The organism is Caldinitratiruptor microaerophilus, from assembly GCF_025999835.1.
In the GTDB taxonomy this organism is placed as follows: domain Bacteria; phylum Bacillota; class Sulfobacillia; order Symbiobacteriales; family ZC4RG38; genus Caldinitratiruptor; species Caldinitratiruptor microaerophilus.
This window is the reverse complement of the sequence record NZ_AP025628.1, coordinates 3,514,947-3,536,464: the sequence shown is the minus strand read 5'-3', so window position 1 is coordinate 3,536,464 and position 21,518 is coordinate 3,514,947. Positions and strand designations below refer to the sequence as shown.

General features: G+C 69.9%; 22 protein-coding genes, 8 tRNA genes and 1 pseudogene. 5 read left to right on the top strand and 26 right to left on the bottom strand.

Going from position 1 to position 21,518, the window contains the following annotated elements; translation table 11 throughout:
- Nucleotides 1–11: 11 nt before the first annotated feature.
- Nucleotides 12–761 (bottom strand): pirin family protein, encoded by a 750-nt coding sequence (locus tag caldi_RS17265; RefSeq protein ID WP_264842977.1) that lies wholly within the window; start codon nucleotides 759–761, stop codon nucleotides 12–14.
- A gap of 73 nt (nucleotides 762–834) precedes the next feature.
- Complete coding sequence (locus caldi_RS17260) at nucleotides 835–1,209, bottom strand: DoxX family protein (protein WP_264842976.1); 375 nt, start codon at nucleotides 1,207–1,209, stop codon at nucleotides 835–837.
- A 121-nt stretch (nucleotides 1,210–1,330) separates the two neighbouring features.
- Between caldi_RS17260 and caldi_RS17255 the strand changes: the two genes are divergently transcribed.
- Both caldi_RS17255 and caldi_RS17250 read left to right on the top strand, forming a co-directional pair.
- Nucleotides 1,331–1,714: a winged helix-turn-helix transcriptional regulator gene (locus caldi_RS17255; protein ID WP_264842975.1), complete on the top strand. Its 384-nt coding sequence runs from the start codon at nucleotides 1,331–1,333 to the stop codon at nucleotides 1,712–1,714.
- Nucleotides 1,692–2,327 carry a DsbA family oxidoreductase gene (locus caldi_RS17250; protein ID WP_264842974.1) on the top strand — a complete coding sequence of 212 codons (636 nt, stop codon included), beginning with the start codon at nucleotides 1,692–1,694 and terminating at the stop codon, nucleotides 2,325–2,327. The genes caldi_RS17255 and caldi_RS17250 overlap by 23 nt, the downstream gene beginning before the upstream one ends.
- Nucleotides 2,328–2,566: 239 nt before the next feature.
- On the opposite strand, the gene caldi_RS17245 is transcribed toward caldi_RS17250, so the two are convergent.
- The 5 genes from caldi_RS17245 to caldi_RS17225 form a co-directional block, all read right to left on the bottom strand.
- The gene (locus caldi_RS17245; RefSeq protein WP_264842973.1) at nucleotides 2,567–3,040 is read right to left on the bottom strand and encodes an acyl-CoA thioesterase; all 474 of its coding nucleotides are present in this window, start codon (nucleotides 3,038–3,040) and stop codon (nucleotides 2,567–2,569) included.
- Nucleotides 3,037–3,528: a PaaI family thioesterase gene (locus caldi_RS17240; RefSeq protein ID WP_264842972.1), complete on the bottom strand. Its 492-nt coding sequence runs from the start codon at nucleotides 3,526–3,528 to the stop codon at nucleotides 3,037–3,039. The genes caldi_RS17245 and caldi_RS17240 overlap by 4 nt, the downstream gene beginning before the upstream one ends.
- Before the next feature lie 243 nt (nucleotides 3,529–3,771).
- Nucleotides 3,772–3,912 carry a hypothetical protein gene (locus caldi_RS17235; RefSeq protein WP_264842971.1) on the bottom strand — a complete coding sequence of 47 codons (141 nt, stop codon included), beginning with the start codon at nucleotides 3,910–3,912 and terminating at the stop codon, nucleotides 3,772–3,774.
- Between the two features lie 284 nt (nucleotides 3,913–4,196).
- Complete coding sequence (locus caldi_RS17230; protein ID WP_264842970.1) at nucleotides 4,197–4,844, bottom strand: YkvA family protein; 648 nt, start codon at nucleotides 4,842–4,844, stop codon at nucleotides 4,197–4,199.
- A gap of 184 nt (nucleotides 4,845–5,028) precedes the next feature.
- A complete protein-coding gene (locus caldi_RS17225) occupies nucleotides 5,029–5,553 on the bottom strand; it encodes a DUF2179 domain-containing protein (RefSeq protein ID WP_264844838.1) in 525 nt (174 codons plus the stop codon).
- Between the two features lie 197 nt (nucleotides 5,554–5,750).
- Between caldi_RS17225 and caldi_RS17220 the strand changes: the two genes are divergently transcribed.
- On the top strand, nucleotides 5,751–6,185 hold the full coding sequence (locus caldi_RS17220; RefSeq protein WP_264842969.1) for a PaaI family thioesterase: 435 nt from the start codon (nucleotides 5,751–5,753) through the stop codon (nucleotides 6,183–6,185).
- Nucleotides 6,186–6,243: 58 nt separating this feature from the next.
- Here caldi_RS17220 and pxpB read toward each other — a convergent pair whose 3' ends face one another.
- The 19 genes and pseudogenes from pxpB to caldi_RS17125 form a co-directional block, all read right to left on the bottom strand.
- Entirely contained in the window at nucleotides 6,244–8,190 is a 1,947-nt protein-coding gene (gene pxpB, locus caldi_RS17215) for a 5-oxoprolinase subunit PxpB (protein WP_264842968.1), read from the bottom strand.
- Nucleotides 8,191–8,448: 258 nt separating this feature from the next.
- Nucleotides 8,449–8,934: pseudogene (locus tag caldi_RS17210) on the bottom strand (ABC transporter ATP-binding protein); the annotation flags it as partial.
- Nucleotides 8,918–9,649 carry an ABC transporter ATP-binding protein gene (locus caldi_RS17205; protein ID WP_264842966.1) on the bottom strand — a complete coding sequence of 244 codons (732 nt, stop codon included), beginning with the start codon at nucleotides 9,647–9,649 and terminating at the stop codon, nucleotides 8,918–8,920. The gene caldi_RS17205 and the pseudogene caldi_RS17210, both read right to left, overlap by 17 nt.
- Nucleotides 9,630–10,610, bottom strand: a complete 981-nt coding sequence (locus tag caldi_RS17200; RefSeq protein ID WP_264842965.1) for a branched-chain amino acid ABC transporter permease — start codon at nucleotides 10,608–10,610, stop codon at nucleotides 9,630–9,632. Before caldi_RS17200 ends, caldi_RS17205 begins: the two co-directional genes overlap by 20 nt.
- A gap of 19 nt (nucleotides 10,611–10,629) precedes the next feature.
- Complete coding sequence (locus caldi_RS17195) at nucleotides 10,630–11,496, bottom strand: branched-chain amino acid ABC transporter permease (protein ID WP_264842964.1); 867 nt, start codon at nucleotides 11,494–11,496, stop codon at nucleotides 10,630–10,632.
- 89 nt (nucleotides 11,497–11,585) lie between these two features.
- Nucleotides 11,586–12,932 carry an ABC transporter substrate-binding protein gene (locus caldi_RS17190; RefSeq protein WP_264842963.1) on the bottom strand — a complete coding sequence of 449 codons (1,347 nt, stop codon included), beginning with the start codon at nucleotides 12,930–12,932 and terminating at the stop codon, nucleotides 11,586–11,588.
- 53 nt (nucleotides 12,933–12,985) lie between these two features.
- Nucleotides 12,986–13,792, bottom strand: coding sequence for a putative hydro-lyase (locus caldi_RS17185; RefSeq protein ID WP_264842962.1), 807 nt, complete (start codon nucleotides 13,790–13,792; stop codon nucleotides 12,986–12,988).
- Nucleotides 13,785–14,561, bottom strand: a complete 777-nt coding sequence (locus caldi_RS17180; protein WP_264842961.1) for a LamB/YcsF family protein — start codon at nucleotides 14,559–14,561, stop codon at nucleotides 13,785–13,787. The genes caldi_RS17185 and caldi_RS17180 overlap by 8 nt, the downstream gene beginning before the upstream one ends.
- 51 nt (nucleotides 14,562–14,612) lie before the next feature.
- Complete coding sequence (locus caldi_RS17175) at nucleotides 14,613–15,368, bottom strand: IclR family transcriptional regulator (RefSeq protein ID WP_264842960.1); 756 nt, start codon at nucleotides 15,366–15,368, stop codon at nucleotides 14,613–14,615.
- A gap of 195 nt (nucleotides 15,369–15,563) precedes the next feature.
- Nucleotides 15,564–16,793 carry a threonine synthase gene (thrC, locus tag caldi_RS17170; RefSeq protein WP_264842959.1) on the bottom strand — a complete coding sequence of 410 codons (1,230 nt, stop codon included), beginning with the start codon at nucleotides 16,791–16,793 and terminating at the stop codon, nucleotides 15,564–15,566.
- A 112-nt stretch (nucleotides 16,794–16,905) separates the two neighbouring features.
- The gene (locus caldi_RS17165) at nucleotides 16,906–17,214 is read right to left on the bottom strand and encodes a hypothetical protein (RefSeq protein WP_264842958.1); all 309 of its coding nucleotides are present in this window, start codon (nucleotides 17,212–17,214) and stop codon (nucleotides 16,906–16,908) included.
- Between the two features lie 587 nt (nucleotides 17,215–17,801).
- Nucleotides 17,802–17,878: transfer RNA gene (locus caldi_RS17160), tRNA-Pro, on the bottom strand.
- 62 nt (nucleotides 17,879–17,940) lie between these two features.
- Nucleotides 17,941–18,017 (bottom strand) — tRNA-Pro (locus caldi_RS17155).
- Between the two features lie 9 nt (nucleotides 18,018–18,026).
- Nucleotides 18,027–18,102 (bottom strand) — tRNA-Arg (locus tag caldi_RS17150).
- A gap of 30 nt (nucleotides 18,103–18,132) precedes the next feature.
- Nucleotides 18,133–18,219: transfer RNA gene (locus tag caldi_RS17145), tRNA-Leu, on the bottom strand.
- Nucleotides 18,220–18,225: 6 nt separating this feature from the next.
- Nucleotides 18,226–18,301, bottom strand: a tRNA-Glu gene (locus caldi_RS17140).
- A 5-nt stretch (nucleotides 18,302–18,306) separates the two neighbouring features.
- Nucleotides 18,307–18,380 (bottom strand) — tRNA-Gln (locus caldi_RS17135).
- A gap of 3 nt (nucleotides 18,381–18,383) precedes the next feature.
- Nucleotides 18,384–18,460: transfer RNA gene (locus caldi_RS17130), tRNA-Asp, on the bottom strand.
- A 127-nt stretch (nucleotides 18,461–18,587) separates the two neighbouring features.
- Nucleotides 18,588–18,663, bottom strand: a tRNA-Ala gene (locus caldi_RS17125).
- A 242-nt stretch (nucleotides 18,664–18,905) separates the two neighbouring features.
- Between caldi_RS17125 and caldi_RS17120 the strand changes: the two genes are divergently transcribed.
- Both caldi_RS17120 and feoB read left to right on the top strand, forming a co-directional pair.
- A complete protein-coding gene (locus caldi_RS17120) occupies nucleotides 18,906–19,475 on the top strand; it encodes a FeoA family protein (RefSeq protein ID WP_319951776.1) in 570 nt (189 codons plus the stop codon).
- A complete protein-coding gene (feoB, locus tag caldi_RS17115) occupies nucleotides 19,472–21,514 on the top strand; it encodes a ferrous iron transport protein B (RefSeq protein WP_264842956.1) in 2,043 nt (680 codons plus the stop codon). The genes caldi_RS17120 and feoB overlap by 4 nt, the downstream gene beginning before the upstream one ends.
- The last annotated feature ends 4 nt before the right edge of the window (nucleotides 21,515–21,518 follow it).

Below are 21,518 nucleotides of genomic sequence, written 5' to 3'. Positions count from 1 at the left end.
CTCCTTCCGCCTCAGTCGACGAACGGCCCGCGCAGTCGGATCGGCTCCCCGTGCGGCCGGCCGGTGACCAGCACGAACCGCAGGGGCTCGTCCCCGCCGGCCCGGACGCGCACCGGCTCCCCCTCGCCGACCAGGAGAAGTTGCCCCGGCCGCAGGCGCACGTCGCCGCCGGGGCCGAACTGCCCCTCGCCCACCAGTACGTAGACGAACCCGCGGTGGTCCGGCGGCACCGTCGTCTCCCAGCCGTGGCCCGCCTCGACGGCCACGTCCAGGTACTGCACCGGGGTGTGCAGGCGCACCGGCGACCGGTCCCCGACGACGATCCGGACCCGGTAACCCTCGCCCGTGTCCTCCGGGATCTCTCCGGCGGCGACCTCCTGGTACTCCGGGTCCACGCCCTTGAGGCGCCGGGGCAGGTTGATCCAGAGCTGCAACCCGTGGTTCAAGCCCTCCTGCCCCGGCATCTCCGCGTGCCAGATGCCGCGCCCGGCCGTGATACGCTGCAGCCCCCCCGCCGGGATCGTGCGGTCGTTGCCCAGACTGTCGCGGTGCCGGAAGGCCCCGTCGAGCATGTACGTGATGATCTCGAATCCGCGGTGCGGGTGCTCCGGGAAACCGGCCGGCGGCTCGACGAAGAACTCGTCGAGGAGGACGAACGGGTCGGCCGTGCGAAGCCGCGGGGTCGGGAACGCACGGCGCACTCGCGCGCCGGCTCCTTCGGCCATCGGCTCGGCCGTGACGACGGCTTGAGCGTTCGGCATGATCGCTCCCCTTTCGCCACGAAGGCGGCGCCCCAGCGGCAGACTGCGTTTCGTGCCGCCGGGGCGTTCTTCGTCACCAGGACCAGTCGGCGATCGCGGGAAGGAGCAGGACCGCCGCGGCCAGGGCGATGTTCTTCAGGAAGTGCGCCATCTGGTTCATCCGCGACATCGTGTCCTCCTCGGCCCAGAAGTTGTGCATCAAGAACGCCGTGGGCACGAGGAACACGGCGAGGATCACGGCACCGGCCGTCACCGAATAGCCAAAGAGGATCGAGGCCCCGCCCGCCAGCAGCATCACACCGGTCAGGATGACCATGAAACCGGCCGCCGGAACCTTCTTGTACGCGGCGTACTGGGTCATGCCCTTCCACTGGGCGAAATGGTTGACGCCGTTGAACAGGAAGTACAGGGCGAGCACCACCCGGGCAACGTCGAAGACGACTTGCACCGACATCCCCTCCTGTAGCAGACTTTCGCCACGTCGTATCGCTAATTCTAGGATACCGACTTCCATTTGGCAAGTGGCTTGAACTTGTACTATGATAGGCGCAGAAAGGGGTGCGGTGAATGTGGAGGACTTCTGCCCCATCGCCCGGACGGCCGAGTTGATCGGCGACGTGTACGTCCTCCTCATCGTGCGCGATCTGGCCAAAGGGCCGCGGCGTTTCGGCGAGCTCGCCCGATCCGTCCGCGCCAACTCCCGGACCCTCAGCGACCGGCTTCGCCGGCTGGAGGTCGAGGGCATCGTCCGCCGCACCGCCTACCCCGAGATCCCGCCCCGCGTGGAGTACGAGCTCACCGAAAAAGGAAGAGGACTCGTCTCCGTGCTGGAGGCGATGCGGCAGTACGGGACCCGGTGGCTTCTCGCCGGCACGGCGGGCGGCGTCGGCGCCGGCGCCCCGGCACGCGGCCCTGGGGAGGGAGAGACCGGTGGAGCACCGGATCGTGGTTGAGTTCTTTCACGATGTCCTGTGCGCCTGGTGCTACGTCCTGTCACCCCGGGTACGCCGCCTCGTCGCCGGGCACCCGGAGGTCGAGGTGGTGCACCGCGCGTTCGCCCTCGCGCCGTCGCCGGAGGACCTGGTGCGCATGTTCGGCTCGGCCGCCCAGGCCAAGGAGGAGATCCTCGGGCACTGGCGGGCGGCGAACCGGTACGACGACGACCACCGGATCGACGCCGACCGCATGGCGGCGCGCATACACCCCTACCCGCACTCCATGCCCGGCCTCCTCGCCTGCAAGGCCGCGGAGGTACAGGGCGGGCAGGAGGGGCACTGGGCCATGTTCGACCGGGTGCAGCGGGCGCACCTGACGGAGTGCCTCGACATCACGGACCCGGAGGTCCTGACGATGTGCGCGACGGAAGTCGGCCTGGACGTCCGGAGATGGCAGGAGGACGTCCAGAGCCCGGCGGTGCGGGAGGCGGTCGAGCGCGACCGCGCTCGGGCACTCCTCTACGGGGTCCACGCGGTGCCCACTCTGGTGGCCGACGGCCGCCACGTGCTTTCCGGCGCCCGGCCGTATGGAGAACTGGAAGCCTGGGCGACCCGTGTGAAGAAGCGGTGAGCGCTCCTCCCCGGCCGCGGCGGCCGTCAGGGGGGCCAGGCCCGACGTCACTCGCGGATCGCTCTCGGGCAGTGCGCTCGACCAGCACGCCCGGATCCTGTAGAAATCCAGGGCCGCGGGGCTTTGCTCGTCCAACGCCGCCGTCCTCCCCCAGGAGAGCGACGCGCGGGCGCCGCAGCCGGCAACCCCGACCACCGGCCCTGCACCCGGCGAACCCGTAGGACCAGGCTCGGCCTGTGTCACTTCAACGTGGTGACGGGTGGGGAGACAGGCAGGCGGCTCAGCCGCTCCCACAGCGCCGGGGCTCGCTTGGCCAGGTCGAACGGCCGCCCCGAGGCGTCCACGTACGCATGGGTCGTGTAGCCTTCGGCCAGGACCTGCCCGTCCGGGTCAAGGACCTGGTACGAGAACCTCAGCCGGCTCCTGCTGAGCTCGGCGATCCATGTCCGGATGAGCACACGGTCTTCCGGACGGGATGGCCGCAGGATGCGAAGGTGCGCCTCGTAAACGACGGCCTCGACCCCGGCCGCCCGGAAGGCCTCACCGTAAGGCACCCCCCACTTCCGGAGGTACGTGATCCGTCCGAGCGTGAACCACTCGAGGTAGCGGGGATTGTAGACGATCCCCGCGGGGTCGCAATCGCCCCACGTGACCTCCCACTCCCGGTCCACCGCATCCGGGGGGCGGCCAGCCGCGTTCTCGCTCCCGGTCATGTGTCCATCCCCTGTACCTGCGGCCCGATCGGGACGCCCACAGGCCTGGGAAAGATCCGGTACGTCGAGATGGCCTTCGTGCACACCTCACCCTGGGGGTCCCGTATCTCGGTCTCCACCGTCCCCACTGTCTTGCCCCTGCCGAGGACGCGGCTTTCCGCCACGATGAGGTCGCCGTAAGCCGGCTTGAGATACTGCACGTGGATGTTGATCGTGACCTGAGACCGATCCTCCTCGGTCCACGTGGTCATCAGCGTGAGGCCGGCGCTGATGTCCACCATGTAGGCCAGGATCCCCCCGTTCACGGCCACGGTACCCCCGCCGCCCAAGTGGTGGGGCTGCACTCTGAGCTCCATCCGGCTGTAGCCGGGGCCTGCCTCCGTGAACCGCAGCCCGGCCCACCGGATGTAGGGCATCTCGTTGATCGCATCCAGGGCTTCTTTCGTCAGCTTCCTGAGAAGGAACCGCTCCACGATCGGCTCCCGCATCCATCCCACCCCCGCTGCGGAGGATGATGCCCCTGCCCGCCAGGCCCCATCCCCCCGCACCTGTCCCTTGTTGGACAGTGCGGGCCGGACTCCTGCCGCATTTTCTTCCGACCGGTCGGCAGGCAGCCGGCCGGTCGTCGGAGATCTTGATCGGGGTTCCGCAACGCTGCCACATCCGGCAGCACTCATGCCGTGCACATAACCGTGAGGCCCCGGCTTGGCCGGGGCTTCATGTGGTCGCCGTCAGGTGCCCGGACCTGACGGCCACACGGCCAGGAACTCCGCAGGGAACACGACCGGGACGCCGTGGCAAGCAGGCGACGGGAAGTGCCCCTTCTTCCCCGTTGCGATCGCGTCGGCCCGGCCGTCCACGGCGACTTCCACGAACGAAAAGCACCCGGACCTGTCGCGAGAGCACCAGATCTGCGACCCGCGCCGGTGCCCCGAATGGCGTGAGGACTGCCGCCACGAGCACGTTGGTGTCCGGGACGATTCTTCTCATCGGCGCCGCTCACGCTGCGTAGCCTGGACCACCCACCTGGTGTCCCCCAAGGGACCCGCACTGCACCACGAGCCGAACTCTTCATCTATGCCCATGTTTGCTTGCCGAGCTGGGCGGCTGTCGCGAACCCGCCGGCGCGGCCGCCCTCGCCGCCGCGTTCGAGGAGTCAGGGACGGGCCGGCGGGTCGTGGTCGTGGTGAGGGTGAGCGGGGCGAACGTGTCCGACGCGGTCCTCGCCGCCGTGCTCCGGCGAGTGGGCTGAGGACCGGGGGCGCCAGCCTCCCGCCGCCCCCCGCGGCACCGCCCGGGCGACCGCCCTCAGCCCCGCCCGAGCGATCCGGCCGCCGGTGCGCAGGCCGAACAAGGCGGCGCGGCGCCCCAGCCGCAGGCCGGCCAGGGCGAGCCGGCCCCCGAGCCGGGCCGTGCGGCCGGCCAGCGCGGCGATCGCCGCCTGCACGCGGCGATGGTCGGCGTCGAGGTCGTCAAGGGTGACCCCCACTGTCCGGAGATGCTCGTTGCGGGCCGCAGGTGGGAGGTGCCGCAGCGCGCGGCGGATCCCGCTCAGGAGGACGAGGAGGTCGTCGACCTGCCCCGCCACCGGGAGGAAGCCGGGGATGAGGTCGACCGGCGAGACGCTGTACGCGACCGCCAGGAGCAGCACCGCCCTGTCGCCGGCCGCCAGGCGCCGATCCCTCCACAACGCCCAGGCCAGCCGGCCGTAGGCCGGAAGCCGCGTCAGGACCTGCTTCATCCCGGCCAGATCCGCACCGGTGCGCACCTCTCGCCCCTCCTCGCCGAACCGGGTCACGAGCACCGGGCCAACACCCTATCCGGCAGGATGTGAAATCCAGTCCGGGCCGGATGGATAGAAACTTCGGCGATCTGGTACCTTACTCAACAAAAACGGTATCTTCCTTTCCCATCACGCGGAGCAGGCACGCCTCCTGCTCCGCGTGCGGTTTTCGCGGCCCAAGTGGGTGACCGGCGCGCGACGGTCCCTACTTCCTCAGCCGCATCGTGCCGCCCAGGGCGGTGCGGGCGTCGAGGACGGTCACGAAGAGGCCGGGGTCCGTCTTGCGGGCGATGTCCATGACCGACCCGAGCCCCTTGCGCTGCACCGTGACGAGCAGGACCTTGCGCGGGCCGTGGAGCCCTTCGCCGGTGAGCACGGTGACCCCGTGGCCGGCGGCACGCAGGCGGTCGGTCAAGAGGTCGGCCGCATCATGGGAAGAGGGGATGATCTGGACGGTCGACAGCCCGACTGCCAGCTTCTCCTCGATGATCTGCCCGACGTAGATCCCCGAGGCGAAGCCGAGGCAATAGAATACGACCTTGAGGGGGTTGTCGAGGGACGCCAGGACCCGCCCGAGCGCCGTCACCCACACGGCGATCTCGACGAGACCGATCGCCGCCGCCACCAGGCGCTTGCCCCGCATCATCAACATGAAGCGGACGGTGGAGAGGCTCACGTCCGTCAGGCGGGCGACGAAGACGAAGAGGTAGTCGCCCAAGAGTGGCAGCATCGTGGCCACGCCCTGTGCCCCCTTCAGGCGGTTCGCTCCAAGCCCGCCGGCCGGCAGGACCCACGCCGGCGGTGCCGTAATCTGTGTAAGACCCGGAATGGCGGCCGGGCGCCAACGTCACTGCGAAAGGTCGGTGCGGCGGCTTGTCTGACCTGCCGATGTCGCGGGGCTGCATCGTTTGTGGACGCGACAACCCGGTGGGACTGCACATCCAGTTCCGGCGCACTCCGACGGGCGTGGAGGCCACGGTGCGCCCACAGGCCCACTTCCAGGGTTTCTCGGGCGTGCTGCACGGCGGCGTGGTCTGCGGCCTCCTCGACGACGCGATGTGGTGGGCCATCTACGCCCAGCGCGAGGTCATCACGATGACCGCGGACATCTCCGTGCGGTACAAGAAGCCCGTACCCGTGGGGACGGACCTCCGGGTCGAGGCCAGCGTGGACGCCGCCCGGAACAGCCGCCTGTTCCTCGCCAGCGGTCGGCTTCGAGACGCCGCCGGCGAGGTGCTCGCCGAGGCCCACGGCAAGTTCCTCGCCGCCCCGGCCGGCCTGGCGGCGACCCTCACCCGGGAACTGGCCTCCGGCGCCCGGCATGCGGAGGAAGGCAGTGCCACCCCCAGGTCCGAGGGGTGACCCGCACACCCTGCTACCTTACCACGCGCCGCAGCGATACGGAATGCCCTCCCGGGTGTCACCGCCCGGGAGGGACTTCTTCGACCTGCACGAGAAACTCGCGCCCGGCCACCCTGATCCGGTAGTGCCGCACGCCGGCCGCCGGCCCCGGGGGCGGCGCCGGTTCCGCTCCGGCCGCAGGCAGGGTGGCCGCCGGCACGGCTCCCCCCTGCGCGACCGCTCGTGCCTCCCATGGGGTCTCCGGCGGGGCCGCTGCCGGCAGCGGCGGCGCGCCGCGCGCTCCGGCCCGGAACAGGAAGTGCCGGATCTCGATCAGCCGGCGGGCCTCGGCGCGCAGGATCCGGTGCGCCTCCGCGAGGTCGACCTGCTGGAACCGGACCCGGTCCCCGGGCCGCAGCTGCGCGGCCCGCAGGGCATCACCGGACAGGGCGACGGCGATCTTGGTGTAGCCGCCGATCGTGTGGCGCCCCGTGAGGAGCAGGATGGGCCGCCCGTCGGCAGGCACCTGGATCGCGCCGAAGGGGATGCCCTCGGAGAGGATGTCCGCGCTGCGCCGGTGCCGGATCGCGGGCCCCTCGAGCCGCAGCCCCTGCCGGTCCGAGCGGCCGGAGACCCGGTACTCGGCACCGAGGAACGTCTCGAGGCCCTCTGCCGTGAACGCGCCGGCCTGGGGCCCGGCGATCACCCGGACGCGCAGGGAGCCCTGGTACCGGGGCTGCATGTCGGGTGGCAGGCGGCGGCCGGCGAGGTCGGCGGGGGGCAGCAGGGGGACGCCGACCGGCAGCCAGTCGCCCTCCCGCAGGGCCCGCCCGACGGGGCCGATGCCGCCGAACAGGTCCTCCGAGCAGCTGCCCAGCACGGGGGGCAGGTCGATCCCCCCGGCCACGCACAGGTACACGCGTGCCCCGACCGGGGCGACGCCGATCCGCAGCCGGTCCCCCGGCCCCGCCAGCACGGCTTCCCAGGTCCGGACCGGGCGAGGTGACCCGCCGCCCTCCGGGATCAGTTCCGCCGGGAAAGGCGCGCCGGCGAGCGCGAAGGTGACCGGGCCGGTGAACTCGACCTCCGGCCCCTCCAGCGTGATCTCCAGGGCCGCGGCGTCCTCCGGGTTGCCGACGAGCCAGTTCCCGAGCCGCAGGGCCCAGCGGTCGGCGGCCCCTGCCTGGGGCACGCCCAGCGCCTGGTAGCCGCGCCGGCCCATGTCCTGCACCGTGGTCAGAAGCCCCGGCCGGACGATTCGGACGCCGGTGCGCCCCGGGACCTCGGTGAGATTGGCCGGCGCCCCGGTCTCGCCGGTCGCAGCGAGGCCGCCCTCCCTGGTGTCCCCTGCGGCACCGGCGGCCGCGGCCTCCGGGGATACCGGCACGAACCGGACCGTGTCGCCGGGTGACAGGAGCGACGGCGGGTCACGACGGGGGTCGAAGAGCACCGCCGGCGTACGGCCGAGGATCCGCCAGCCGCCGGGGGTGGTGCGGGAGTAGATGCCTGTCTGGGCACCGCCGATCGCCACGCTGCCGGCGGGCACAGACACCCGCGGGGTGGCCAGGCGGGGGGTGACCAGCGCGGGGTCGAGGTCTCCCAGGTAGCAGAACCCCGGGCTGAAACCGATGCAGTACACCCGGTACTCCCGCCCCGCGTGCCGGCGGACCGCCTCCTCCTCTGTGATCCCGGCGTGCCGCGCCACGTCGGCGAGGTCTGGGCCGGCCTCGCCTCCGTACACGACCGGGATCTCCACCACCCGGCCAGCGCCCGCGTCGGGGCGAGCCTCGCGCATCGCCGCCCGGAGCAGCGGCACGAGCTTGCGCCACGGCAGCCGGAGCGGGTCGTACTCCACCAGGACCGTGGTGTAGGCAGGGATCACCTCGAGGATCGCGGGATGCCGGAGGTTCGCCAGGTGGCGGGCCAGGGCGTGCACCCGGGCGTTCAGTTCGGGATCGAGACGGTTGCCGAGGCGAACGAGCGCGGCCCGGTCGCCTGCAGGGACGACGGCTCCATGAACCTTCACGGGATGGCTTCCACACCTTCGGCTGGGCCCGGCCGCTGGCTACAGGCCCAGGTACGCTTTCCTCACAAGTTCACTGTCCAGGAGCTCGGCTCCTGTCCCCTCGAGCACGATCCGGCCCGTCTGCAGCACGTAAGCTCTGTCTGCGATCTCCAGCGCTTCACGCACGTTCTGCTCGACCAGGAGCACCGTGGTCCCTTCCCGGGCGATGCGCCGGACCATCTCCAGGATCTCCGTCACCAGCTTGGGCATGACCCCCAGAGAGGGCTCGTCCAGCATGAGCAGCTGAGGCTCCGACATGAGTCCCCGCGCGATGGCCAGCATCTGCTGCTCGCCGCCGGAGAGCGTGCCGGCGAGCTGGCGCCGCCGCTCCTGAAGCCGGGGGAACAGGGCGAAGACGCGCTCCAGCGCGACCCGGCGGCGCTGCGGGTCCTTCTTCGTGTATGCCCCGAGCAGCAGGTTCTGCTCAACCGTGAGCCGTGGGAACACGAGGCGCCCCTCCGGGACGTGGGCGATCCCCTTCCCGACGATGCGGTGGGCCGGAAGGCCGTCGATCCGCTCGCCGCGGAAGGTGATGGTCCCCCGTGCGGGGCGAATCACCCCGCTCACCGCCCGGACCAGGGTCGACTTCCCGGTCCCGTTGCTGCCCAGGAGCGCGACGACCTCGCCCTGCCGGACCTCGAGGCTGACCCCCTGCAGCACGAGCGTTCCCCGATACCCGGCGTGGAGATCATGCACCTCGAGCATGGTACTTCTCCCCAAGGTAGGCCTGAATCACGGCGGGATCCCGGACGACGTCCTCCGGTTTGCCCTCGGCGATCTTCCGCCCCATGTCGAGCACGACGACCCGGTCCGACAGCGACATGACGACTTCCATCACGTGTTCCACGAGGATGATCGTGACCCCCCGTTCCCGGATCCGGCGGATCAGGTCGATGGCCTCCTGGGTTTCCGCCGGCGTGAGCCCGGCCATGGTCTCGTCCAGCATCAGGAGGCGAGGCTCGGTGGCAAGCCCCCGGGCGATCTCCAGGCGCTTCTTGTCGGCAATGGTGAGGTTTCCCGCCCGGAAGGCGGCTTGCGGGGCGAGCCCGGTGAACTCGAGGACCTCCTCCGCCTTGCGGCGCGCCTCGGCCGCACGGGGGTGGCGCAGGAGGGCGCCCACCATTACGTTCTCCAGCACCGTGAGATCATGGAAGGGACGGACGATCTGGAACGTCCGGGTCATCCCCTTCCGGCACAGCACCTCGGCCGGCAGCCCGGTCACGTCCTCGCCGTCGAACAGGACGCGCCCGCCGTCGGGGCGCAGGAAGCCGGAGATGGTGGCGAAGAACGTGGACTTCCCGGCCCCGTTCGGACCGATCAGCCCCAGAAGCTCCCCCTTCTCCACCGTCAGGGAAACACCGTCGTTGGCGACGACGCCGCCAAATCGCTTCGTGATCCCCTCAACGACCAAGAGCGGCACCCGGCTTGCTCCTTTCCCTTCGCGCCTCCAACAGGCCCATGAGCCCTGCAGGCTGGTAGGTCGCGACCAGCATGATGAGCAGTCCGTAGATCACGAGGTCCAGGCCGCTTCCTGTTCCGCCGAAGTAGAGCCGCGTGTACTCCGAGAGGGGAACCAGCACCAGTGCCCCGATGAGAGGCCCCCACAGCGAACCGACCCCACCCAGAACGGGAATCAGTGCGATCTGGATGGACAGGGCGGCGCCCAGCACGCTCTCCGGGTCGATGAACAGGACGTACTGGGCGTAGACGGCACCGCCCAGGGCGACCAAGAACGCCGAGAGCGCCATGGCGTACAGCTTCTGCCGGAAGATGTCGACGCCGAGCGCCCGCGCCGACTCCGGGTCTGCCTTGATGGCCCGGAAGTAGAACCCGGGGCGGCTGCGCTCGATGTAGGCAGCGAGCGACATGCCCAGCGCCAGCAGGGTCAGCGCCACGTAGTAATAGCCTGTCTTGGTCGTGAACTGGAGCGTCCTCAGCCAGTTGCCGGCGCGGTCAATGGGGACGTAGACTCCGACTGCGGCCCCGATGTACTCCCAGTTGGTCGCCAGCACCACAGCGATCTCCGCCACCGCCAGGGTCGCGATCGCGAAGTAGTGCCCGGCCAGGCGGAAGCACCCCCAACCGACGACCAGGGAGACGAGCGCGGCCAGCAGCCCCCCGACGAACATCCCGATCAGCGGGCTGACGCCGGCCTTCATCATGAGAAGGGTCGCCGTGTAGGCGCCGATCCCGAAGTACACGCTGTGGCCCAGCGACACCTGCCCGGCGTACCCGCCCAGGATGTTCCAGCCCGTGCCCAGGAACGCGTACAGGAAGATCATGATCAGGACGTGGAGGGCGTGGGGATCCCGAACGACCAGCGGGATGCCGAGCGTGACCAGGACCCCCACTGCCAAAAAGCCATGCCTGCGCAAGCGCATCCACACACCTTCCCGGCGTTCAGACCCTGCCCATGAGACCCCGCGGGCGTACGAAGACGACGACGAGGTAGAGCGAGAAGACCACGGCGTACTTGAGCTTCGGATCGATGAACACGCCCGCCAGAGACTCGGCCAGACCGATGAGGATGCCGGCCACCAGCGCCCCGGGCACCGAGCCGAAGCCCCCGAGCGCCACGGTGACGTAGGCCAGGGTCCCGAAGATCGCCCCGACCTCCGGGTGGATGTAGTAGAAGTTCGACAGGAGGATACCCGCGATCCCCACGCTGGCGGAGCCGATCCCCCACGCCAGCGAATAGAACCGGTCCGGGTCGATCCCCATCAAGGCGGCCGCCTGCTTGTTCTGGGCCACCGCCTGCAGCGCCCAGCCGGTTTCGGTGCGGTAGAGGAACCAGTAAAGGAGGCCGGTGATGATCAGGGCACCCAGTCCGGCAACCGCCTGCGGCCACGTCACGTGCACGCCGAAGAGCGTGAAGGTCCCTTGAACGAGCGGGTCCTGGACGCTGCGGTAGTCCGCCCGGAAGATCAGGTGGGCCAGGCTGCGCAGGAACACCATGAGCCCGAACGTGACGATGATCTGGGCGAGCATCGGCGCGTCCAGCACCCGGCGGATGAGTAGCCGGTATGTCAGGACGCCGAGGCCGAAGAGCGCGGCAGCCCCGAGCGGCAGGGTCAGGAGCGGGTCCCAGCCCCAGAACGCGTTCAAGACCCACGCCAGGTACATGGCGACCATCAGGAACTCGCCGTGCGCGAAGTTCACGATGTCGACCACGCCGAAGATCAGCGATAGACCGAGGGCGATGAGGGCGAACACCGCCCCCCACAGGAGGCCCGAGACGATGGACTGGGCCAGGACCGCCGCGGTCAACGGCGCACCTCCTCGCGCTGGCTCAGGTCCTCCCGGCACCGGGGACACGTGGTGCCCCGGTGCCGGTCAGACCCGGGATCCCGCCGGGGTTAACGCTGGCTCCAGGCGGGCATCGGCACGATGGGCTCGGCCGAGGCGAGGTCGAAGGGCCACACGGTCACGTACTTCTGGTTCTGCACCTGGACGATGATCCCGGTGCCCAGGGTGTTCTGGCCCTTCTCGTCGAACTGGACGCCCTTCCAGGGCATGATCAGCTGCTCCGGACCGATGCGGGTCTCCTGCAGGGCCTGGCGGATCTTCTCCGGCTCGGTGGACCCGGCGCGGTTGATGGCGTCGGCCAGCACCAGCAGGCCGGTGAACGCCCGGGCCGAGTTGCCGTTCATGTCCGTGCCGAACCGTTCCTTGTACATGTCGTTGACCTTGGCGATCTGGGGGTTGTTCTTGGCCAGGTCGAGGGACCAGACCTCCCGGCTGAAGACGTACTCCCCGTCCTTCCCGAGGTTCTTGAGGAACTGCGAGTCCACGAAGCCGGCGTCCTGGGCCAGGATGATCTTCGGCGCCAGGTCGAACTCCTTATAAGTCTTCATGTAAAGGATCGCGTCCGGACCGTACGAGGCGTGGAAGATGACGTCGGGCTGCTTCGCCTTGAGGCGCTGCACCTCCGCGGTGACGTTCGTCGCCTTGGCCGAGTAGGCGATCTCCTCGACGATCTGGTAACCGTACTGCTCGGCGTACTTCTTCTCCTGCTTGGTGGCGTCCTGGCCGAAGAGGCCGTTCTCGTTGACCAGGGCGATCGTCGGGTTCTGCAGCTTGCCCTGCTTCTTCAGGTCCTCGAGGAACTGGAAGAAGTTCTCGGCGAAGATCCCGTCGTGGGGCGTGGTCCGGAAGAACCACTTGAAGCCGAGCTCGGTCAGGGTAGGCGAGGACGACTCCGCGTTGAGGAACGGGATCTGGTAGCGCTCCGCCACGGGCGCGATCGCCCCGGTGACCGAGCTGTTGTAGGCGCCGAAGAGGGCGGCCACCTTCTCCTGGGTCACGAGCCGCTCAGCCTCGGCCTTTCCCTTGTTCGGGTCGGCCTGGTGGTCGGCGAAGATCACCTTCACCTGCGCCCCGCCAAGACCGGGGAGGCCCTTCGTCTTCGCCAGCGGCAGGTTGAGGTCGGGGAACTCGCCGTTGATGATCTCCGCCGCCAGCTTGACGCCGTTGGACAGGTCCGTGCCGGCCACCGCCGAGGTGCCGGTCACCGGGTAGATGGCCCCGATGCGCACCTCCTTGACCTCGGCCGCCGCCCCTCCTGCCTGCTGGGACGGCTGAGCCGGGGTGCTGCCGCCCTGCGCGCCGGGTGCGGGCGCCGGCCCCTTGCCGCAGGCGGCGAGCACGAGCATCGCCGCGGCGGCGAGAAGGGAGACAGCCGTGGTGCGGGCCTTCCGCTGCATGTGGGTACCCCCTCGCATGGAATTGGTACAGGCTGGTAACCGCGGGTGTCTCGTCACATCTGCAGGAGATCCTGGTCGCGCAGGTCCGTCACGAACATGTGGCCGGGGGCGTGCGTGATCATGAGGTCCGGCCGGCTCTCCATGGCCACGGCCTGGGGCGTGACCCCGCAGGCCCAGAACACGGGCACCTCGCCCGGGCGGACCGGCACCGGGTCGCCCCAGTCCGGCTTCTGCAGGTCTCGGATGCCGATCGCCTCCGGGTCCCCGATGTGCACCGGGGCCCCGTGGACTGCCGGGACTCGCGCTGTCACCAGCACCGCCTTCGCCACCAGGTGCCCCGGGATCGGCCGCATGGTCACCACCAGCGGCCCGTGGAACTTCCCCGCCGGCACGGTGGGGATGTTGGTGCGGTACATCGGGACGTTGCAGCCACACTCCAGATGGCGTACGGGCACACCGGCCGACAGGAGGGCCTGCTCGAAGGTGAAGCTGCAGCCGATGAGAAATGCCACGAGGCCGTCGTGCCACAGGTCGCGGATGTCCGTCCGTTCCTCCACCAGTTCCCCCCGCCGGTAGACCCGGTAGCGCGGCAGGTCCGTGCGCAGGTCGGCCCCCGGGGCCACGAGCCTGGGCTGCGGGTCACCAGGATCGAGCACCTCCAGGAGCGGCGTGGGCTTGGGGTTGCGCTGGCAGAAGCGCAGGAAGTCGAAGGCATCCTCCCTCGGGAGCACCACGAGGTTCGCCTGGGCGTATCCCGGAGCAAGACCTGCCGTGGGCTTGTCCCAGCGCCCCTCCCGGCACGCCTGCCGGACAGCGGCTGGAGTCTTGAAGTCGGGTTCACGCAACCCCGCCTCAGACACCGGCTCCACCCCCCAGTGGCGCCACGGTCAACCCCGCCGCCTCCAGCCGCTGCCTCACGGCCCGCGCGATCTCCACGGCCATGGGACCGTCACCGTGGATGCACACCGTGTCCGCGCGGACCGGCACGTCGCTGCCGTCCACCGCCCGGACCTTGCCCTCCGTCACCATGCGGAGGACCCGCTCGGCCGCCTGCTCCGGGTCGTGCACGAAGGCGTCGCCCAGGCGCCGGCTCACCAGCGTACCGTCCGGGTTGTAGTTCCGATCGGCAAAGACCTCGTAGGCCACCCGGAGCCCGGACTTCTCCCCTTCCCGGGCCAGCTGGCCGCCGGGCAAGGCGTAAAGGATGAGATCCGGATCGAAGGCTCGGATGGCCCGGACGATGCCCCGGGCGGTGCGCTCGTCTCGCGCCGCCACGTTGTACAGCGCGCCGTGGGGCTTCACGTGGCGCAGCCGCACCCCCTGCGCCCGGCAGAACGCGTCGATGGCCCCCAGCTGGTACAGGACGTCCCCGTAGACCTCCTCTTCCGAGCAGTCCATGGGCCGGCGCCCGAACCCATGCAGGTCCCGGTAGCCCGGGTGCGCCCCCACGGCGACGCCGTGACGCTGTGCCAGAGTGATCGTCTGCGCCATGACCAGGGGGTCTCCGGCGTGAAACCCGCACGCGATGTTCGCGGCGGTGATGAACGGCATGATCTCGGCGTCCCGGCCCATCTTCCAGGGGCCGAAGCTCTCCCCCATGTCGCAGTTGATGTCCACCGGTCGGTCCAACCGCCGTTCCCCCTCACCTCGATACCGCCGGCCCGGCACCGTACGGCCGGATCATCCATTCGCTTCCTGCAGCGCCGGGTGGTAGCCCAGTTCCCTCGAGATCGCCAGGGAAGCCTGCCGGAGGAGAGGCAGGTACTGCTCGAGATGGGCTGGCGTGTACTGGGAATCGGCCCCCGCGATCGAGAGTGCCGCCACCACCTCGCCCCGGTGGTTCCAGATCGGCGCTGCCATCTCGGCGCTGCCCTCCTGCAGCTCCCCGTAGCTGATCGTCCAGCCCTTCTCCCGGGTCTCCCGCAATACCTCACGCAGGCGCCCGAGGTCCGTGATCGTGTTCGGGGTATGGCGCTGCGGCGGATTGCGGGCCAAGATGGCCTCCTGCTGCTCGGGCGACAGGTAGGCGAGGAGCAGCCGTGTGGACGCCCCGGCGTAAAGGGGTCCTCGGCGGCCGAGAGCGATGTACAGGCGGACAGGGGCAGTCCCTTCGACTCGCTCCACGTAGACCCCTTCGTACCCGTCGACCACCACCAGCTGCACCGACTGGCCGGTCCGGTCCCGGAGCCAGCGCATGTGGGGCAGCGCCACCTCACGCACCTCCAGACGCTCGGCGACGGTGCTCGCCAGCCGCAGGAGACGGAGCCCCAGGCGATAACGCCGATCTGCCCGCTGCTGGACCAAGCCCGCCCGCTCCAGGGCCCGGAGCAGGCGATGGGCGGTCGCCTTGGGCAGACCGCTGAGGTTGCTCACCTCCGTCAGGCTCAGCTCCGGGTGGGACTCGAAGAGGGATAGAAGGGCCAGGGCCTTCTCCACGGCGCCTGCGCCTCGAGAACGGATTCATCTCCCCCCTCTCGCTGGTCCACGATGTGGAAAGGCGGTTTACAATGCGCGCATAGCTCTACATACTATGCCCGGTCGCGCAATCCCTTCAAGACAGTGAGGATTGCTTACACCGTGGCGCAAGAACCCGGGCCGCTCCCGGCCCGGGTTCACTGCTCCCACGGGTCCTCACGCGGGGAACCCGCCTAACCGTGCCATCACCAGTTTCTTCACCGCTTCATAGTCTGGCACGATCCCCTCCGGGTGGATGGGTGGGTACTCCCCCTTGAGCCCCGTCTCCGTGACCATGCAAACAACCCGGGCGGCCGACGGCACCTGACCCGCCCGGACGAGGTTCCGCAGGACGGCGACCGTGACGACCCCGGTGGGCCCGGCCCAGATGCCCTCCGTGCGGGCGACGAGCTTCTGTGCGGCGACGATGTCGGCGTCGGCGGCATCCCCTGCGAGCCCGCCTTCCCGCCGGAGGATGTCGAGGACGTAGCGACCCTTCGCATCCGGGTTCCCCACGGCGACGCCTTCGGCCACCGTGTACCCGATCCGCTGCGGCACCAGGTCGCCGCCCTCGCGCCACGCCCGCACGATGGGGTTGGCCACGGCCGACTGCGCCGCGACCATGCGTGGCACGCCCGCCGTCCAACCCATCGCCGCCAGCTCCCGGAAGCCCCGGTAGCTGGCGATGAACGTCTCCCCCACCCCGACAGGGGCCACGAAGAAGTCGGGTACCGCCCAGCCGAGCTGCTCCGCCACCTCGTAGGCGATGGTCTTCTTTCCCTCATGCTTGAACGGGTTGCGGGAGGCACCGCCGTCGAAGACCAGCCCCTCGTCGACCAGGCGGTCGAACACGCCGATCATGTCGTCGTAGACGCCCCGGTAGAAGACCAGGTCGGAGGCGCAGGCCGCCATGTGGTTCAGCTTCGGCTGGCTGCCCCGCTCATAGCAGAAGATGAAGGTCCGGAGTCCGGCCCGGGTGCCGTAGGTGGCCAGGGAGGAGCCGGCGTTCCCGGTGCTGACGACGCCGATGGCCTTGTACCCGAACTCCCGCGCCGCCGAGACCGCGGTGGCCGACGTCCGATCCTTCACCGTTCCGGTCGGATTCGTCCCCTCGAACTTCAGCCACAGCTTTCTCACACCGATGGCCTCTGCCAGCCGCGGGCAGTCGTACAGGGGCGTGTTCCCCTCGCCCAGGCTCACCCGGTGTGCGGGGTCCCGGACAGGCAAGGCGAACGCGTACCGCCAGATGCCGGGACCGCTCAGACGGTCCCGCGGGAGTCCGGCCATCCGCTCCAGGTCGTACTCCAGCTCGAGCAGCCCGCCACACCGGGGGCAGCTCAGGGCGTACTGCACCGGGAGCCCGTGCCCACAGCCGGCGCACCGCAGACCCGTCACGTACGATTCCAACTCTTGCACCTCCGCCCGCAGATCACTCCCTCCACGTGGTTCCTCCCGGGTAGCACGGGTTCCTGCCGTGGCGCACCGGACCCGGGTCGGCTCGCGAGGCAATGCGGAGGCGTCAGCGCCGGCGCGCCAGGGCTTCGCGGAGGCTCTGCCACGCCTCGGTGTCGACGACGCCGACCCGGGTCCCCTTCGCCCCCGCGGACCGGAACCGGATGATGCCGGCGGCCGCCAGGAGGCGGAACAGGCTGAGTACGACGCTTCGAGTGATCCTGCCGTTATCGGTCAGCCGAGAGGAAGTGACGACCGTCGCGCGGGTCTCAGACAAGGCCTCGATGACCTTGTGGAGCACCTCTTCCTCGGAAAAGGTAAGCACCGATAAGACGTTCTTAACCTTTTCGTTCATTACTGCCATCGGGTAACGCACTTGATCCATCCTCCCTTCTACCCGGCGTACCGATGAGGAGGTCTTCCCGTTCCGCCGGTCGCACCGGCCTGTTCGCCTGTGCTCGTGCCGGATGGCCACCGTCTTGGTAGCCGTATCGTAACGTATCGACTGGCACTGGTCAATTGTTTGTGTCAGCAGCATGTAATCTTACCATGCGGATGGCAAGATTATCTGTTAGGTTTCGTTAACAATCCTGTCACACCGGGCCGCCACCGCACCAATTCGTGACACATGCCGGACGGGCCGAGGCGGGCGAGGAACTCGCCGGGGGCCACCGTGGCATCGCCCCCGCTCGTAGCTGGAAACACCTGCCTGCGTCGCCGGCGCAGTTCACCCGGAGGAGTGCGCCGCGACAGGTGGGTATGGCGCCGCCCCGGCCACGGTCGGCAGCACGACAAGAGAAAGGCAGCCAGGCGCACGGACTCGCTCCTGACTGCCTCCATCGATCACACAGCCGACCTCGATGGTCCAATCCACGAAAAGTCGTGGGCGCCGGTGCGGGCAGCACCGGCGCCCTTGAACTTTGTGGTCCGCTTGCCCGGTCCAGCCCTGCAAGCGGCCTTCGTTGGTCGGGGCGACTGGATTTGAACCAGCGACCTCTTGGTCCCGAACCAAGCGCGCTACCAAGCTGCGCCACGCCCCGCTGGCACCGACACGGCCGGCCGATACGGCACGGCCGGCCGGTCGGCAGCCGGATCGGTTGTCTGGTCGGGCTGGCGGGATTTGAACCCACGACCCCTACCACCCCAAGGTAGTGCGCTACCAAGCTGCGCCACAGCCCGAACCGAACCTGGTGCGCCCGACAGGATTCGAACCTGTGACCTTTGGCTCCGGAGGCCAACGCTCTATCCACTGAGCTACGGGCGCGTGTAGGGCGGACGTCTTCTGTCCGCCTCGTGGTGCGGATGGAGGGATTTGAACCCCCACGACCTTGCGGCCACTAGACCCTGAATCTAGCGCGTCTGCCAGTTCCGCCACATCCGCACGCGTTGGTGACCCCACCGGGATTCGAACCCGGGTTTCCGCCTTGAGAGGGCGGTGTCCTAGGCCTCTAGACGATGGGGCCCCACCTGGCTGGGGATCCTGGATTCGAACCAGGACTACCTGATCCAGAGTCAGGCGGGCTACCGTTACCCCAATCCCCAAATTGGCGGAGGCGACGGGATTCGAACCCGCGGTCTCCGGCGTGACAGGCCGGTATGTTAGGCCTCTACACCACGCCTCCGCTCCGATGTCGCCGGCGTCCCGTCCACAGGACCGCCGGCCGGCCTGCCGGTCCGTGAGCCCTGGCGCCGGACCCCCGTGCATCTTCGGCGACGGGTCCAGCGCCTCCCGGGCTCACCCCCGTCCGCTGGTGGAGCTAAGGGGATTCGAACCCCTGACCTCCAGAGTGCGATTCTGGCGCTCTCCCAACTGAGCTATAGCCCCAACCGAACTAGCTGCGCCCGTCCGGGCGCTTCAGCACATCGAATGATAGCACGGCACCCCTGAAGTTTGCAAGCCCCGGTTCGAGGCAAATCCGCCTGACCGTGCCGGCGGCACCTGCGATGGCCAGCCCGACTGACACCAGCCCGGGCGGACCGACCGGGCCAGTCGCAGAGCGGGCAGGGAAACGGCAGCGGCGAGCGAAGTGAATCGATGTCTTCCCGAACAGTCCGATCGCCAGATTAATGAAGGCTTATGACCGGCCGCCGGCTCGCGGCCGAACCTGCTCCGCGAGCGCTGGCCCCCACCCCGGGCAGCACCCGGTGCGCAGCCGGATGGACAACCTTGGCCCCCCATGTCAGCATGAGAAGCCGGTGGTGTCCTGCATGACTCTGTTGAGAACGATTCTCGCCCGGCTGCGGCGCCCGCCGGCAGGAGGGCCGCCAGGGCCGGCCACTGGTGCGGCGCCGGCAGTTCATCCCCCTGCCACTCGTCTCCACGGGGATGCGAGCGAGTCTCAACCGGCCGGGGCCGGGACAGCGGTATTGCCCGAGTTCCGCCGTGTCAGCGGCGGGTCGGGAGCAGTACCCCTCGTCACGTTGGCGCCCGGGCAGGCGGCACGCCTGGTGGGGGTGGACGCCGGCCGGCGGCTGCAGCGGCGGCTCCTGGCGCTCGGGCTGACTCCGGGCACCCGGCTGTGGCTCGTCTCGAACGTGGGCGGACCGGCGATCGTCGCCGTGCGGACGACCCGCCTGGCCCTGGGGCGAGAGGTCGCCCGCCGGGTCTGGGTGGTGCCGGAGGAGGACGGGCGGTGAGCGCCTCCTGCCACGGGGCCGGGCCCGCTGTGCTCGCCGGCCCCCGCACCTTCACGGTCGCGCTGGCCGGGAACCCCAACGTGGGCAAGACGAGCCTCTTCAACCTCCTGACAGGGCTGCAGCAGCACGTCGGCAACTGGCCCGGCAAGACGATCGAGCGGCGGGACGGCCACCTCACCGTGGACGGGCTTCAGGTGGCGGTCACTGATCTGCCGGGCACCTACTCCCTCAGCGCCCACTCGCTCGAGGAGGTCGTGGCCCGGGATTTCCTCCTCGCCGGGGGCGCGGACCTGGTCGTCAACGTCGTCGACGCGGCCAACCTCGAGCGCAACCTCTACCTGACCACCGAACTGCTCGACCTGCCGTGCCCCGTCGTCATCGCCCTGAACATGGCGGACATGGCGGCGGCGCAGGGGTGGCGGATCGATCCGGATCGGCTCGCCCGCGCCCTCGGGGTGCCGGTGGTCCCGGTGGTCGCCTCGCGGGGCGAGGGGCTCGCCGAACTGCGATCCCTCATCGCGCGGGCGGCACGGGGCGAGATCGCCCGCAAGGCCGGTTCGAACCCGGCCGGCTTTCACTTCAGTCCCGAGGTCGAGGCGGGCCTCGAACGGATCGCCCGGCTCCTCCCGCCGATGCCGCTCTTGCCGCCCCGCTGGGTGGCGATCAAGCTGGCCGAGGAGGACCCGGAGATCACGGCGCGCGTGCGCCACCGGGTCGGGGCGGACTGGGACCGCCTTCAGGACGAGATCGCCGCGGCGCTGCCGGATGCCCCCGTCGTCCTCGCCGACGAGCGCTACGCCTGGGTGGCGCGCGCCGTCCGGGAGGCGACGGCTGCACGGCCGGTCGGACTGAAAATGACCCCCAGCGACCGGGTCGACCGGGTGGTCACCCACCCCGTCCTCGGCGTCCCGATCACGATCCTGACGCTCGGGCTGGGCATCTGGGGCACCTTCCGCCTGACGGCGCCGGTGCAGGACTGGATCGGCCGCGCCTTCGCCGACCTGGGCCAGATGGCGGCCGGATGGCTCGGACCACGGGGACCGGCCTGGGCCGGGCCGCTGGTGCGGGATGGGGTGATCGCGGGCTTGGGCGCGGTGGCGGCCTTCGCCCCCCTCATCGCCGGCTTCTTCCTGTTCCTCGGCCTGCTCGAGGATTCGGGCTACTTCGCCCGGGCCGCCTTCGTCCTCGACCGCCTGCTGGCCCGCGCCGGCCTGCACGGCAAGGCGGCGATCGGGCTCATGATCGGCTACGGGTGCAACGTGCCGGCGGCGATGGCCGCCCGCACCGCCCCCTCGGAGGCCGACCGCCTGTTGAGCGTCCTGCTCTCGCCGCTCGTCATCTGTTCCGCCCGGCTGGTCGTGATCAGTTTCTTCGCCACCGCCTTCTTCCCCGCGGGGACCGGGGCCTGGGTCCTGGTGGGCATCTACGTCCTGGGGGTCGGACTGGTCCTGGCGATGAGCCGCCTCTTCCGCCGCACTCTCCTGCCGGGCGGCGACGAGCCCTTCTTCATCGAACTGCCGCCGTACCGCCGGCCCATCCTGCGCAACGTGCTCCTGTACGCCTGGCAGAACACCTGGCACTACCTGCACCGGGCCCTCACCGTGATCGCTCCGATGACCACCCTCATCTGGGCACTGTCGTGGTTTCCGGCCGGGGAGATCGGCCGGAGCCCCGTCGGCTGGCTCGGCCGGACGCTGGCGCCCCTGGGAGCGCCGCTCGGCCTCGACTGGCGGATGGTCGTGAGCCTGTTCACCGGCTTCCTGGCCAAGGAGGGCACGCTCTCGACGCTCGCCGTCCTGTACGGCCACGCCGCCGGGGCGGGCCTCGGCCCGGCTCTCCGGGCCGCGGTGACGGTGCCGCAGGCCCTGTCCTTCCTCGTTTTCTACTCGTTCTACAGCCCCTGCCTGGCCACGGCCGTGACGATCCGCAACGAGACCGGCTCCTCCCGATGGATGTACTTCAGCATCGGTTACGGGCTGGTCGTGGCCGGTGTGCTGGCGCTCGTGGTGTACCGGGCCGCGCTCCTGCTCGGAGGCTGAAGGC